11 protein-coding genes and 1 other annotated feature are annotated in these 15628 nt (G+C 54.8%); all 11 genes read left to right on the forward strand.

The window, feature by feature from the left end; translation table 11 throughout:
- The first annotated feature begins 148 nt into the window (after nucleotides 1-148).
- A complete protein-coding gene (locus ACSFXJ_RS06630) occupies nucleotides 149-796 on the forward strand; it encodes a precorrin-2 dehydrogenase/sirohydrochlorin ferrochelatase family protein (protein ID WP_435924404.1) in 648 nt (215 codons plus the stop codon).
- A 5-nt stretch (nucleotides 797-801) separates the two neighbouring features.
- Nucleotides 802-1767, forward strand: a complete 966-nt coding sequence (hemC, locus tag ACSFXJ_RS06635; protein ID WP_435924405.1) for a hydroxymethylbilane synthase — start codon at nucleotides 802-804, stop codon at nucleotides 1765-1767.
- A gap of 5 nt (nucleotides 1768-1772) precedes the next feature.
- On the forward strand, nucleotides 1773-3320 hold the full coding sequence (gene cobA, locus ACSFXJ_RS06640; protein ID WP_435924406.1) for a uroporphyrinogen-III C-methyltransferase: 1548 nt from the start codon (nucleotides 1773-1775) through the stop codon (nucleotides 3318-3320).
- 47 nt (nucleotides 3321-3367) lie between these two features.
- On the forward strand, nucleotides 3368-4372 hold the full coding sequence (gene hemB / locus ACSFXJ_RS06645) for a porphobilinogen synthase (protein ID WP_435924407.1): 1005 nt from the start codon (nucleotides 3368-3370) through the stop codon (nucleotides 4370-4372).
- Between the two features lie 31 nt (nucleotides 4373-4403).
- A complete protein-coding gene (gene hemL, locus ACSFXJ_RS06650; RefSeq protein ID WP_435924408.1) occupies nucleotides 4404-5705 on the forward strand; it encodes a glutamate-1-semialdehyde 2,1-aminomutase in 1302 nt (433 codons plus the stop codon).
- 47 nt (nucleotides 5706-5752) lie between these two features.
- Nucleotides 5753-6613 carry an RluA family pseudouridine synthase gene (locus ACSFXJ_RS06655; protein ID WP_435925694.1) on the forward strand — a complete coding sequence of 287 codons (861 nt, stop codon included), beginning with the start codon at nucleotides 5753-5755 and terminating at the stop codon, nucleotides 6611-6613.
- A 211-nt stretch (nucleotides 6614-6824) separates the two neighbouring features.
- The gene (locus ACSFXJ_RS06660) at nucleotides 6825-8207 is read left to right on the forward strand and encodes a LysM peptidoglycan-binding domain-containing protein (RefSeq protein ID WP_435924409.1); all 1383 of its coding nucleotides are present in this window, start codon (nucleotides 6825-6827) and stop codon (nucleotides 8205-8207) included.
- Between the two features lie 180 nt (nucleotides 8208-8387).
- Nucleotides 8388-8656 (forward strand) — a binding site (T-box leader).
- 59 nt (nucleotides 8657-8715) lie between these two features.
- The gene (locus ACSFXJ_RS06665; RefSeq protein ID WP_435924410.1) at nucleotides 8716-11388 is read left to right on the forward strand and encodes a valine--tRNA ligase; all 2673 of its coding nucleotides are present in this window, start codon (nucleotides 8716-8718) and stop codon (nucleotides 11386-11388) included.
- A 131-nt stretch (nucleotides 11389-11519) separates the two neighbouring features.
- Entirely contained in the window at nucleotides 11520-12893 is a 1374-nt protein-coding gene (locus ACSFXJ_RS06670) for a bifunctional folylpolyglutamate synthase/dihydrofolate synthase (protein ID WP_435924412.1), read from the forward strand.
- On the forward strand, nucleotides 12844-14277 hold the full coding sequence (murC, locus tag ACSFXJ_RS06675) for a UDP-N-acetylmuramate--L-alanine ligase (protein ID WP_435924414.1): 1434 nt from the start codon (nucleotides 12844-12846) through the stop codon (nucleotides 14275-14277). The genes ACSFXJ_RS06670 and murC overlap by 50 nt, the downstream gene beginning before the upstream one ends.
- Nucleotides 14278-14465: 188 nt before the next feature.
- Nucleotides 14466-15593: an SPOR domain-containing protein gene (locus ACSFXJ_RS06680; RefSeq protein WP_435924416.1), complete on the forward strand. Its 1128-nt coding sequence runs from the start codon at nucleotides 14466-14468 to the stop codon at nucleotides 15591-15593.
- Nucleotides 15594-15628 lie beyond the last annotated feature (35 nt).

A 15628-nucleotide genomic window follows, 5' to 3' on the forward strand; every position in this document is an offset into this window, starting at 1 on the left:
TTTGTTTCCGTGTTATGCAGGCAAGATGCACCGGAAAGAAGCGGGCGGCACAGGGCTTATTTGCTGTTTGCGGACGCGTTCCGCTGGAAAAATACAGATGCGTACAGTATGCTATACACAATACGTGCTTGACCGGGAGGGACTACTTTTGCCGCATTATGTGCCTGTAATGCTCAATTTGGAGGGTCGGCGCTGCGTGATCATCGGCGGCGGGACCGTCGCGGAGCGAAAAACGTTCTCGCTGCGGGATTCCGGCGCCGAGCTTGTGATCATCAGCCCTTCGGTGACATCCGGGCTTCGAGATTTAGCGGAGCAGGGCAGGATCACCTGGCTGGAGCGAGGCTTTCAGGCCGGAGACCTGCAAGGCGCCTTTCTGGTTTATGCGGCTACGGACCGTTCTGACATTAACGATGCCGTAGTGCAGGAAGCGAATGAGCGGGGCATTCCGGTCAATCACGCCGGGGACGGAAGCAAAGGATCGTTTATTACGCCGAGCACCGTACGCCGGGGGGACCTGGTCGTGTCCGTCTCCACCTCGGGCGCCGGGCCATCCGTTTCCCGGGCGTTGAGCCGGGAAATCGACGAGCGTTTCGGTTCGGATTATGAAATCTATATGGAATTTTTGAAATTCTCGAGATCCGTCGTTAAAGAACGGGTTTCAGATGTAAAGCTGCGGGCCAAACTGTTGAAATCGCTGGCGGACATGGATGCTTTGACAGCGATCCGAGAAGGCCGCTTTCAGCCGTGGAGCGAGCAGGAGCTTCTGGCATGGATCAATGGACACCGGGAGGAATAGAAGAAATGAAACGTACAATTGTGGTGGGAACCCGTCAAAGTCAGCTGGCATTAACCCAAACGGGACATGTTATAGACGCCTTGAAGGCGATATGCGAAGCCCATCGGCTTCCCTATGATTTTGAAATCAAGAAAATCGTGACGAAGGGCGATCGGATTTTGGACGTAACCTTGTCCAAGGTCGGAGGCAAAGGGCTGTTCGTGAAGGAAATCGAACAAGCGATGCTGGACGGCGAGATCGATTTGGCGGTACATAGCATGAAAGACATGCCTTCCGAGCTGCCGGAGGGTTTGACGAACGGTGCCGTACCCAAGCGGGTGGATCCGAGAGACGCGTTGATTGCCAAGGGAGGATTGGGACTGGACGAGCTTCCTAAGGGGGCGAAGGTAGGTACCAGCAGCCTGAGAAGATCCAGCCAGCTTAGCGCGTACCGTCCGGATCTCGTGCTGGAGCCGGTTCGCGGCAACATCGATTCCAGGCTGCGGAAGCTGGAGACCGAGGGGTTCGATGCCATTATTTTGGCGGCGGCCGGGCTGTTCCGGATGGGATGGCAAGATCGGATCACCTCCTATCTCGATACGGAAACCTGTTTGCCTGCGGTCGGACAAGGGGCGCTCGGCATTGAGTGCCGGGAAAACGACAAAGAAGTGAGACACTTGCTGTCTCTCTACAATGATCCGCAAACCGCCTGGACGGTTGCGGCGGAACGCGAGTTTCTCCGCGTGCTGGGCGGAAGCTGCCAGGTTCCGGTGGGCGCTTACGCGGTATTGGGTAAACCATTACAGGTGGGCAACGATGGCGAACCTGCGGGTGAAATCATTTTGACCGGCATGGTAGGAACGCCGGATGGCCGGGTTATTTTAAAAGAGACGATGGCTGGGAATGATCCTGTTCTGCTGGGCAAAACCGTGGCGGACAAGCTCATTTCCAGGGGAGCGGACGAAATTTTGGCGGCGGCAGCCGGGGAGTGATAGGAATGACGGGGAAGGTATATCTGGTCGGGGCTGGTCCCGGCGATGCCAGGCTGATTACGATTAAAGGGCTGGACTGCCTGAAAAAAGGGGACGTCATCGTATACGATCGGCTGGCCAATCCGAGCTTGCTCGGAAAAGCGAAGCCGGGGGCCGAAAAGATCTATGTCGGCAAGCGAACGGACCGGCACACGATGAAGCAGGAGGATATCAACCAGCTGCTCGTGGATCTTGCTTTGACGGGAAAGACGGTCGTCAGACTGAAGGGCGGGGATCCGACGATTTTCGGCCGGGTCGGGGAAGAAGCGGAGCTGCTGCGCAAGCATGGCATTCCGTACGAAATCGTCCCGGGCATCACAGCCTCCATCTCGGTGCCCGCATATGCCGGCATCCCGGTAACGCACCGGGATATGGCTTCGTCGCTATCGATCATCACGGGCCATGAAAGCCCGGACAAACTGGATTTATCGATAAATTGGGAAAAAGTGACCAACGCGACCGGAACCCTGGTGTTCATGATGGGTGTGGCGAAGATCGGATATATCAGCAAACAGCTGATCCACTACGGCCGGCCGCCGGAAACGCCGGTCGCCCTTATCCGCTGGGGCACGCGCGCCGAGCAGGAAACGCTGACCGGTACGCTGGCGGATATCGAACGGAAGGTACAGGATGCCGACTTCAAGCCGCCGGCCGTCATTGTCGTCGGTGAGGTCGTCAATCAGCGCGAGCAGCTGAAGTGGGCCGAATTTATGCCGTTGTTCGGCAAACGGATTCTCGTGACCCGCTCCCGTTCCCAAGCTAGTGAACTGGTAAGGCAGATCGAGGATCTCGGCGGAGAGGCGTACGAGTTTCCCGTAATCGATTTTGAACAGCCGTCAGGCGAAGCATTGCAAAACACGGATGCGGCTTTAAGCCGATTGCCGGAATACGACTGGGCTTTTTTCACGAGCGTGAACGGGGTCGAGTTTTTCTTCGGGCATTTGGAAAGACTCGGACTGGATATCCGCAACCTGCATAAAGCGAGGATCGCGGCCGTCGGTCCGGCGACCAAGGAGGCGCTCCGGCGCTACGGCATAGCCGCGGAGGAGCTTCCGGCAAGCTATCAGGCGGAAGGGCTGATGGAGGCTTTCGGCGGGGCGTTGACGGCAGGGCAGCAAGTGCTGCTGCCGCGGGGCGATCTTGCCCGCTCCTGGCTGCCTGAAGCGTTACGCGAGCGGGGGCTCGCCGTCACGGAGGCGGTGATGTACGCCACGGTTCCGACCGGGGATGATGATGAAGAATTGGTAAAACTTATTCAGAAGGGCTCTATTCATGCCGTTACCTTTACCAGCTCATCCACAGTAACGAACTTTATCGCCGCGCTTCGCCGTATGGGATTCGAGGATCCCGTACGGGCATTGGAAAAAGCGGAGATCGCCTGCATCGGGCCGGTGACGGCTGCGACGGCGGAGAAAGCGGGCTTGCGTGTCGGCACCATGGCCGAGGAAGCGACCATCGATAGCCTCGTAGCCGCCCTGTGCGATTGGAAACAAAGCGTTGAAAATAAAGGATAGATGGTAGGAATAATTGAATAAATAAGAAAATCGGGAGGTTATTCATCATGAGTTTTCCTATAGTCAGACATCGCCGATTGCGTCAATCTGCCGGCATTCGCGCCATGGTCCGCGAAACGGTATTGACGGTGGACGATTTCATTATGCCGGTCTTTGTCACCTACGGCAGCGGCGTCAAAAATGAAATTTCATCGATGCCGGGGGTATACCATTTTTCGCTGGATACTTTGGAGGAAGAAATTAAAGAGATCGTCGATCTTGGCATTCCGGCCGTACTGCTGTTCGGCATCCCGGAAAGCAAAGACAGCGTCGGCTCGTCCGCCTTTGCCGAGGATGGCATTGTTCAGCAGGCGACCCGAAAAATCAAAGCTTGGTATCCCGATCTTTTAGTCGTTGCCGATACGTGCTTGTGCGAATTTACCGACCATGGCCACTGCGGGATGGTTCATACCTTTGAGCGGGACGGTCATGTATGCGGCGATGTGCTGAACGACGAGTCGCTTGACCTGCTCGTTCGAACCGCCGTTTCCCAAGCTGAAGCCGGAGCGGACATTATCGCGCCGTCCAACATGATGGACGGATTCGTACAGGCCATTCGCGCCGGACTTGATGAAGCGGGCTTCAGCCATATCCCGATCATGTCGTATTCGGTGAAGTACGCTTCGGCGTTCTACGGGCCGTTCCGGGAAGCGGCGGACTCCGCGCCTCAGTTCGGCGACCGCAAAACGTATCAGATGGATCCTGCCAATGCGCGGGAAGCGCTGCGGGAAGCGGAGAGCGATGTGCTGGAAGGCGCGGATATGCTGATGGTAAAGCCTGCGCTTGCTTTTATGGACGTCCTGCGGATGCTCCGCGATCAATTTGATCTTCCGCTCGTTGCCTACAATGTCAGCGGCGAATATTCGATGGTCAAAGCCGCGGCGCAAAAGGGCTGGATCAACGAGCGCGCGATCGTAACGGAGATGCTGCTAGGAATGAAGCGCGCGGGTGCGGATATCATCATCACCTATTTCGCGAAAGATGCCGCACGTTGGCTGCGGGAAGGAAAATAATTATTCGGCTTGATAAAGGAGAGGAATCTCGATGAGTGAAAAGATCGGTCGCCGCAGCGAAGAACGGTCGCGGCAAGCTTTCGAAGAAGCAAAGCGGGTATTGCCGGGCGGGGTTAACAGCCCGGTCCGGGCGTTTAAATCCGTCGGCTTGACTCCGGTATATGTAGAGCGCGGGGCGGGCTCGCGGATCTATGATATCGACGGCAACGAGTATATCGATTACGTGGGGTCATGGGGACCTCTGATCATGGGACATGCCCACCCGCAGGTCGTATCGGCCTTGCAGGAAACGGCGGCCAAAGGCACCAGCTTCGGGGCGCCAACCCTGCTTGAGACGGAAATGGCCAAACTGGTGGCGGAGCGCGTGCCTTCGATCGATATCGTCCGGATGGTCAATTCCGGTACGGAAGCGACAATGAGCGCGATCCGTCTGGCTCGGGGGTACACGGGGCGCAGCAAGATTTTGAAATTCGAAGGCTCCTATCACGGGCATGCCGACAGCTTGCTGATCAAAGCGGGATCCGGCGTTGCGACGCTGGGATTGCCCGACAGCCCGGGTGTTCCGGAAAGTGTAGCCGCAAATACGATTACCGTACCATATAACGACTTGGCTTCGGCAGAGCTTGCATTTCAGCGTTTCGGCGCGGAAATCGCCGGCGTCATCGTCGAGCCCGTGGCGGGCAACATGGGCGTGGTGCCTCCGCAGCCCGGATTTCTCGAAGGGCTGCGCCGTTTGACGACGGAGCACGGAAGCCTGCTCATCTTCGATGAAGTCATGACAGGGTTCCGCGTCCATATCCATTGCGCTCAGGGACGTTTTGGCGTGACGCCGGATCTGACCTGCCTCGGCAAGGTCATCGGCGGAGGACTTCCTGTAGGGGCGTATGGCGGCAAACGCGAAATCATGGAGCAAATCGCTCCGAACGGGCCGATTTACCAGGCGGGGACCCTGAGCGGCAACCCGCTGGCCATGACGGCCGGGTTCTCGACCTTGTCGTTGCTCACTCCGGACGTATACGACCGTCTTGAATCGCTGTCGGCAAGACTTGAGGCCGGTTTTACGGCTAATGCCAAGGAACGGGGTATTCCATGCACCATCAACCGCGTCGGCTCGATGGTTTGTCCGTTCTTTACGGACAAGCCGGTTACCGACTTCGAATCGGCCAAGAGCAGCGATCTCGATATGTTCCGCCGCTATTTTGCGGCGATGATCGAAGAGGGCATCAATATCGCGCCTTCGCAATTTGAAGGGATGTTCGTTTCCGGCGTGCACACGGAATCGGACATCGACGCCACAATCGAAGCGCACCGCCGGGCGCTGCAAAAGCTGTGAGCGTACGCCGGATTTCCTGGCACAGGCGCGGTGAGTGGCTGGAGCTGATGCCGGGCAAACTGAATCCGCCGGAGCAAGGGGGCCGCTATGAAGCGGCCCTGCTTTGGCTTGAACGCGAGCTTGGAATGCCCGTCAAGCTGATCCGGTCGCTTGATGCGGCCGAAGGGATCAAGCTTGCCGGCGACCGGCTGCGCCTGCGGGTATTTCCGCCGGAAAACTCGCAATATGCCCCGGCTGAGGAACCGGTCTCGGTTTTGTTCGAGGACGATTTCTGTCTTGTCGTGCATAAACCCGTCGGAATGAAGGTGCACCCTGACGGGGCAAGCGGCGAGCCGTCGCTGGCGAATCTCGTCTCGGGACTTTATTATCGGCGCGGAGAGCGGATCGCACCCCAACACATCCATCGCCTGGACGAGAATACTTCCGGGCCTGTGCTTTACGCCAAAAACCGGTTCGCTCAGCTTAAACTGGACGCCGCTATGGCTCGCAAGGAAATCGGCAGAAATTATGTCGCGCTTGTGGAGGGACACGTAAGTCCGTCACTGGCACTGATCAACGAGCCGATCGGCCGGGACAGGCATCATGCTTCGCGCCGCCGGGTTTCCCCTTCTGGCAAGGAGGCGAAAACCCGGGTCGAACTGGTTGAAACCTTTCCGGGCGGAGCCAGCCTTGTCCGGTTGATACTGGAGACGGGAAGGACTCACCAAATTCGCGTCCATTTAAGCCATGCCGGCCATCCGCTGATCGGCGACGCCCTTTATGGGGGAAACACGAAGCTTTTGCCTTATCAGGCGCTTCATGGGGAAAGCCTTGCTTTCCCGCATCCGTTGACGGGTGAGCAGATCCGGGTGGAGGATCCCTTGCCGGAAACATGGGACCTGGTCATAAAGAAATTGCGTACCTTTTAAGAATCCGCGCAGCTCAAGAAATCCGGGAGCGGGCGTCAAACGCAGGGACGTTGAACGAGGATCGATTCCCGTTGAACATCAAACCGCCATTCCGCCAAAAAGCAGGCATGCACTCTTTTTTCAAGCATATAGATAAAACGAGCGATGATTGGACCATGCATTTTACCGGATACGAAATCATGTTTGGATATGCTGAAAGGAGGTAACATTTTTGGCGGATCAATCCTATGGTCTGAGGTTCGATATTTATGAACGAGTACATTTGTCGGAGAATGTGGCCGGTATCGAAGAGCTGGAGGAAATTGAGCTGATCCCGAGAATTCAAGTCATTTCGGGGGACGAATATGCTTCTTTGCGCGGTCATCTGCTGCTTTCGGGTCTTTATCGCGGAGAGGGAGGCCCTCAGGAGCTGGAACACTGGATTCCGGTGGAAATCACGATTCCGCTTACCCGAGTCGGCAGACTCGAAGACATTGCGGTGGAGATCGAAAATTTCGATGTCGACCTGCTTAGTGCCCGCAGTCTGAACATAACGGGCGTGTTATCCTTAAAGGGCATCGAAACCTCATCGTTGACCACGGAAGCCGAAGAATGGAGAGACCGGGAACTGGTCGTCGCCCATGAGCCAGGAGCGGAGGCCGACCTGCGCGGGGATGAGGAGGCTGAACGGGAAGCCGAAACGGAGCGGCAGTCTTTTAACCCTTATAGCGTAGAGAACTTCGAGCGGAGTTATACCGAGCACTTCCGGGCATGGGAGCGCGAAGCCTTACCGGATTCGGATGCTGTGGAACCGATCGAATCCCAGCACAGGGACGAGCAGCAATCGGTACTTACATGGAACGATGCGTCATCGCCTTTGTTTGCCCAATCCGTTGCGGAGGACAAGGAGGGCGGTACGGAGGAGCAGAACGATATTCAGAGGGAGCCCGAACTGACTGAAGACGATGTACTGGAACAGGAATTGGCCGGCGTCATCAAGGCGGATGCCCGCCAGGACGTCACGGTCACGGAGATCGTTCTGGACGGAACGGCGGAAGAGAATAAGGACGGCCCGAGCAGGGAAGACGAGGTTTTGGCTCAAGTTTCGGAAGAAGCGTCCAATCAAACGGAGCAGGAGATTCCTGTATACGAAGCTTCTGTCGAATCGGAGAACGGGCAAACGGTTTTTGCCGAAGCGGAACCCGCCGATCAGGCCTCTGAAATCCGGCCGGAGGCTGAAGAAAAGAAGGAACTTAAAATTGCCCTTGGCAGTAAAAAGAGTGCGGACAGCAGTCAGGACAATCAGTTCGGCATCACCAAGCTGTTGTCCGCGCAACGGGTAGAATCGGAGAGCGCTCCCCACAAACCGGAGGAGACTGCGGTTCCCGCTGCAGTGGAGCAAGGCGACGGCGAGGAGGTACGCTGGAAGAGCCTGTTTATCGGCAATGCCCAGGAGCAGACGCCTTTCCGCAAAGTCAAACTGGTTATCGTTCAACGGGAAGAAACATTGGATGAAATTGCGGAGAGATATCAGCTCAGTTCCAGGGAACTGCAGCTTTACAACCGGCTGTCCGAGCAAAATTTGGCCGAAGGCCAGGTATTGTACATCCCCTGACAACGTTTTAAACTTCATCCGTTAAAGCTGCACGGAATATCGTGCGGCTTTTTTGATGATTGCGGAATTTATAAGAAAGAAGTTTTTCTTGCGCCAGGTTGACTCAGGTTTAGATTCAAGCTATTATGATAAAGATAAATGCTAAGATTACCCTAAAAGTACGTTTTCTAAAAAGCTGATTTAAAGACTTGGAATGGGAAGAGTAGGCAGTGAGCCCTTCAGAGAGCGGAATTGCAATGCTGGAAAATTCCGCAGGATGCAGCTGTACGAAGTCGCCCGGGAGTCGTCCGTTTGAACCGTAATTTTTTTCGTTATGTGTAGAACGGGCCGGCCGCAGCCGTTATCTGCATGAGTGTCGCAAGCTGGTTTTTCGGTTTCAGCGAAATCGGGAAAATGCAAGCCTGCGAAACAAAGGTGGTACCGCGAAAGTAAAGCCTTTCGTCCTTTGAGACGAGGGGCTTTTTGTGTTTTCTAGCCTAGTTTATTTTGTAACGGAGGTTTGAACCCAATGACAGAAAACCATGAGCAATCTTTGTCGGCGGAAATGCCGACCACGTACGACCCCAAAGCGGCGGAGCAGAAATGGTACCGCTATTGGATGGAAGGCGGCTTTTTCAAGGCGGGCCAAAAGCCGGACGCTAAGCCGTACACCATCGTTATTCCACCGCCCAACGTAACGGGGATGCTCCATTTGGGGCATGCGCTTGACTTTACTTTGCAGGATATTTTGATCCGCACGAAACGGATGCAGGGCTATGACGCGTTGTGGCTGCCCGGTACGGACCATGCGGGGATCGCCACCCAAACCAAGGTCGAACAAAAACTGCGTGAGCAAGGTAAATCGCGGTATGACCTGGGGCGCGAGAAATTTCTGGAACAGGTATGGGAATGGAAGGACCAATACGCGAAGACGATTCATCAGCAATGGGAGAAGATGGGCTTCTCGCTCGACTACTCGCGTGAGCGTTTCACGCTGGATGAGGGACTTTCCAAAGCGGTCCGCGAAGTGTTCGTCAAGCTTTACGAAAAAGGGCTCATTTATCGCGGCAAATATATCATCAACTGGGATCCTGCCGCCAGAACGGCCCTTTCCGATATCGAAGTAGAGTATAAGGAGGTCAATGGACACCTTTACCATCTTCAGTATCCGCTGAAGGACGGAAACGGGCACATTACCGTGGCGACGACCCGGCCTGAAACGATGCTCGGCGATACGGCGGTAGCCGTTCATCCCGAGGATGAGCGTTATAAGGACCTTATTGGCAAAATGCTTGTTCTGCCGATTACCGGCCGGGAAATCCCGGTCATTGCCGACGAATACGTCGATAAGGAATTCGGCAGCGGCGCGGTAAAAATCACCCCGGCCCACGACCCGAACGATTTTGAAGTCGGCTTGCGCCATGACCTGCCGCAAATCATCGTGATGGACGAGAGCGGCAAAATGAACAAGGAAGCGGGCAAATACCAAGGGTTGGACCGCAGTGAATGCCGCAAACAGATCGTCAAGGATTTGCAGGAGCTTGGCGTCTTGATCAAAATCGAAGATCATGTCCATCAAGTCGGACACAGCGAGCGGACCGGAGCGGTGATCGAGCCATATCTTTCGACGCAATGGTTCGTAAAGATGAAACCTCTCGCCGAAGCGGCGATTGACGCGCAAAAATCGGGTAAAGGCGTTAACTTCGTTCCAGACCGATTTGAAAAAATTTATTTGCATTGGATCGAAAATGTCCGTGACTGGTGCATTTCCCGCCAGTTGTGGTGGGGACATCGCATCCCGGCCTGGTACTCGGAAGAAACCGGGGAGATGGTCGTTGCTCGCGATGAGGCGGAAGCGCGGGCCAAACTCGGACGCGATGATCTTAAACAGGACGAGGACGTACTCGATACCTGGTTCAGTTCCGGCTTGTGGCCGTTCTCGACGCTCGGCTGGCCGGACGGAAATAGCGAGGATTTCAAAAAATACTTCCCGACGGATGTACTCGTGACCGGCTATGACATCATCTATTTCTGGGTTGCGCGCATGATTTTCACTTCGCTCGAGTTTACGGCCGAGCTACCGTTTAAAGATGTGCTGATCCACGGTTTGATCCGGGACAGCGAAGGACGCAAGATGTCCAAATCGCTCGGCAACGGTGTCGATCCGCTCGAAGTGATTGAAAAATACGGTGCCGACGCCATGCGTTACATGATCTCCACCAGCAGCACGCCGGGTCAGGATCTCCGGTTCCATTGGGAACGCGTCGAGCAGGCCCGCAACTTTGCGAACAAAATTTGGAACGCGTCCCGGTTTGCCTTGATGAACCTGGAAGGCTTCAGCGTAGACGATATCGATATCAGCGGCGATCTTGCCACGGCGGATCGCTGGATTCTTCATCGCTTCAACGAAACGGCACGGGAAGTGACCCGTCTGATCGATGCCTACGAATTCGGGGAAACCGGCCGTCAGCTGTATAACTTTATCTGGGACGATCTTTGCGACTGGTATATCGAATTTGCAAAATTGTCCTTGTATGGTGAAGATGCGGCGGCAAAACGTAAAACCCAGTCTGTTCTCGCCTATGTGCTTGATCGGACTTTGCGCCTGATCCATCCGTTCATGCCGTTTATTTCCGAGGAAATATGGCAGCACTTGCCGCATCGCGGGGAAACCATTACGCTTGCGGAATGGCCGACGTACGATGCTGCGCTGGAAGCTCCGGATGCGGTTCAGGAAATGAACCTGCTTGTCGACGTCATTCGTGCCGTACGGAATATTCGCGCCGAAGTAAACGTGCCGATGAGCAAAAAAATCGAGCTGCTTGTTAAGCCTGCATCCTCCGAGCTGCTTTCCATCGTGGAACGCAACGCCCATTATATCCGCAGATTCTGCAATACGTCCCAATACGAGGCTTCCCTTGAAGCATCCGTGCCGGACAAGGCGATGACCGCGGTGGTTACCGGGGCCGAGCTGTATTTGCCGCTTGCGGGCCTGATTGATATCAGCCAGGAAATCGCGCGGCTGGAAAAGGAACTCGACCATCTGAACAAAGAGGTCGAACGCGTGGAGAAGAAGCTCGCCAACGAAGGCTTTGTCGCCAAAGCGCCGGCGAAGGTCATCGAAGAGGAACGCGCCAAAATGGCCGATTATTCCGACAAACGCGATAAAGTTCTGGCCCGGATCAGTGAATTGAAAGGCTAGAAAGCTGTAATAGTATCCGGCTGCAAGCATGCCCCGGCAGGTTGAAAGGGGCTGGATTATGCGAGCAGCCGGATTCCTTGTTGTTTTCTATGACGATATCTGTATCCAACAATCAAATGAAGGTGAAAATCATGGGGGCAAATATTGAAGAAAACGGGGCCGCATTGAAAAACTACAACGAAGCGGTCGATTGGATCAATGCGCTCATTCCTTTCGGCATCCGTCCTGGTTTGGACCGGATCGAATTGCTGATGGAGCGTTTGGGAAATCCGCATCGGAGGCTGAAATTCATTCATGTCGCAGGAACGAACGGAAAAGGCTCTTCCTGCGCTTTTTTGACCCGTACGTTGCTGGAATGCGGGTATACGGTGGGTACATTCACCTCTCCTTACATCACGAAATTTACGAACAGATTTCAATATAACGGTGAGGATATCCCCGAGGATACCTTGCTTGAACTGACCAATCGGCTGATTCCGCTGGTTCGGGAAATCGCTGCCTCCGAGCTTGGTTCTCCGACCATGTTCGAGGTCAGTACGGCGATTGCCATTCTATATTTCGCCGAGGTTTGCTACCCGGATGTCGTAGTATGGGAGACAGGCCTTGGGGGAAGGATGGATGTTACCAACATCGTAACCCCGATCGTTTCTTTGATTACGAATATCGGATTTGACCACACTGACGTTCTCGGCGATACGATCGAACAAATCGCACGTGAAAAAGCGGGGATCATCAAGCCCGGCGTACCGGTCGTCAGCTGCGTGGAACAGCCCGAAGCGATTCAGGTTTTGAAAGATACGGCGGCGGATCGGAGCAGCACGCTTTATTTGCTGAATGAACATTTCACGTACGAGCGGCTCGAGGTCAGCGAAAAAGGCCAAGGCATATTGTTCCGCGGTCCTTTCCGGACTTTGGGGCTGAAGATGTCGATGCTGGGCGAACACCAGTGCAAAAATGCGGCGGGCGTTATGATGGTTCTCGAGGTGCTGCGGCAGTATATGGCTTTTGTGCTGGAGGACGAAAATGTGCGGCAAGGCTTTGAACGCACTTTTTGGGCAGGTCGGCTGGAACAGGTCGGGTCCGATCCACGCATCGTCCTCGACGGGGCCCATAATCCGGAGGGAGCGGAGATGCTTGCCCGGAGCCTTCCGGAAACTTTCCGGTACCGGAAACTTAATTTGATGATGGGGATGCTGGCCAACAAGCATCATCGCGAGTATTTGCAGCATATATTACCTATAGTGGATACACTTATACTGACCGAGCCCGATTTTCGCCGGAAACTGGAAGCGGAGTCGCTCTATGAGCTGGTCCGGGAACTGAAAGACACAGAGGCGAAGCCAGGATTGGAAGTTATTGTTGAACGTGACTGGAAAAAGGCCCTTGAGCTGTTGCAGTCGCGGACGGAACGGGAAGATCTTGGGGTAGTCACGGGCACGCTGTACATGATTTCGGATGTGCGGGCAACCCTTTTGCATCAAACCGATTCTGAAAAAGGCTGGTGACATTAAATTGGTAAATACGATTGAACAACATGTGCATTTTATCGGTATCGGAGGGTATGGCATGAGCGCCATCGCCCGCGTGATGCTGGAGATGGGTTATACCGTGACCGGTTCGGACGTCGCTTCCCAGGAACTGACGGAGAAGCTGGCGGCCAATGGTGCGAAAATATACATCGGGCATACGGCGGAGCAAGTACACGGTGCCGATTTGGTCGTTTATTCGACCGCCTTGCCCAAAGACAATGTAGAGCGCGTGGAGGCCGAAGAGATGGGGATTCCGATCCTGCATCGTTCCCAAATGCTTGCGCGCTTGCTGAACGAACGTCAGGGCGTGGCTGTAGCGGGAGCGCACGGCAAAACGACGACATCCTCGATGATCGCGCTCGTGATGGAGCAATGCGGAACCGACCCGACCTACATTATCGGCGGCGAAATTATGGATATCGGCACGAACGCCAAAGCGGGCCAGGGAAAGTTTGTCGTAGCTGAAGCGGATGAAAGCGACGGATCGTTTTTGCAGTATCATCCGGCTTTGGGAGTCGTTACGAACATCGAGGCCGATCACCTCGAAAATTACGGCGGCGACTTCGGCCGGTTAAAAGAGGCTTACGTCCAGTTTTTGAATCAAATCAAGCCGGACGGCAAAGCGGTCGTATGCGGCGATGACGCGAATATCAAAGAACTGCTTCCGAAGCTAAGCTGTAAGGTGATTACGTACGGAATTGACGGAGACTCCGATTATCGTGCTGAGAACATCAACCTCGGCGACCGCCACGTCACTTTCGTGATGAAGCATGGGGACCGCGAGCTCGGGGCCGTAGAATTGTCGGTTCCGGGGAAACATAATGTGTATAATGCGATGGCGACGATTATCGTTTGCCTGGAAGCCGGCATTCCTTTTGAGGCCATCACGAAAGCCATCACCGGCTTTCATGGGGCGAAGCGGCGCTTCCAGGTCCTTGGCGAAAATAAAGGCATTCTCATTATCGATGACTACGCGCATCACCCGACGGAAATCGAAGCGACGATCGCCGCGGCCAAGGCAACCGGCAAACGCATCATCGCCGTATTTCAGCCGCAGCGGTACACGCGAACGTTTTTTCTGCTGGATGCCTTCAGCAGGGCTTTCGGCGAAGCCGACGAGGTCATCATTACGGATATCTATTCGCCGGCCGGGGAAAAACAGATCGAAGGCGTTCATTCCTCCAAACTGGTCGATCTGATCAAAACGAACAGCAATCCGGGGGCCAGATATCTTCCGACAAAGCAGGACGTGATCGCCGATCTTCGGGATCGCCTGCAGCCTGGCGACCTTGTCCTCACCATGGGTGCCGGGGACATTTGGAAAGTCGGCGACGAGCTCGCCCGTACATTGTCCAACTGAAAAAAATGAGGGCAGTCCGTCTCTTCCTGAGGCGGGCTGTTTTTGATTTTCGGGACCGCCCAAACGACCAAGGATACGGGGTCGTCAGCATTCCCACGATTCGGTTTCTTTTTGCGGATTAGCTGGTATATAAGCGTTTCTCCATTCATATTGTATTTTTAGAAGAATGGACAAGGAGCGTGCGGACCGTGAACAAGGCCAAAATGACTTTCCGGTTTGACCAACAGGGCCGGCAAACCCCGGAGGTGCGGCCGATCCATGCCATGCCGGCAAAAGTAAACGAAGTTGAGGAACCATTCCTGGAACCTCAGGAACTCAAGGAACTTGAAGAACTCAAAGAGCCCGCGGAACCCAAGAATACAGAAGAAACACAACATTTCCGGCCGGTGGATCTGGCTGACGACTGGGGAGACCCGTTTACCGATTATACCGGAACCGGAGGAGCCATTTTGCCGGCGGCTTATCAGCCAGGCCGGACGCACCGAACTTCCTGGTGGAAAGTGGCCGGCTCGGTAACGGGAGCCATCGTAACGGGCGCGTTGTTCGGTTTTGTCGTTCTGTCTATGTTTACAGGAGAAGTCACCGTTCCGATCCCGGGCATTTCCACCTCCGTCAAGAGTACGGCGGAACAGCCCGCAAGGGATCTTTCCGTCTTCGGCCCGGTCAGCAATGGGAATGCGGATGAAATGCTGGTCAACATTGCTCTTCCTTCACAAACTTATTATTTTTTGCAATATGGAGTATTTAGTACGGCCGAAGGGGTGGAGCTGGCGCAAAAGGAACTCCAGCAGTCGGGAATCGCGGCGGCCAGGGATACGGTTGACGAAAAGCGGGTATATGCGGGGGTTTCAAACGATCGGGAACAAGCCAAGCTGCTCAGCAGCCAACTGAAAACAGCCGGAGTTCACCTGATATTGCATGAAATGGCGCTCCCTACGTTTATGGAAGCGGCATACGACGGGGATGTGACTCCGCTTGAACGTTATTTTTCGCAGAGCGCCGACCTAATCAGCCTGCTTAGTTCCTTGTCGGCCAGCCGTCTCGTCGAGGCGGCGCCCCAAGCTTTAAGCGAGGCCGAGCTCAAGGAGCTGGGACAAAAGCATCAGCTATGGACGGAAAGCGCGGCGGCGATCCGCGGCAATGAGCCCGAAGCCTTCGCGGAGGAAGCGGCAAAGATGGAGAAGTCGATGAACAGCGCAATCGAAGCGATGGCCGAATATAATAAGAACGGCGCAAAAACACTTTTGTGGGAAGTTCAGGACGAGGTTATGGACTTCATTTTGGCCGAACAAAAAATGGCCGGAGCAAAAGGCTGATTTTTCAGATAACCCTAAAATATCCTAAAAAACGG

The organism is Paenibacillus salivarius (assembly GCF_051307165.1).
Classification (GTDB): Bacteria; Bacillota; Bacilli; order Paenibacillales; family Paenibacillaceae; genus Fontibacillus.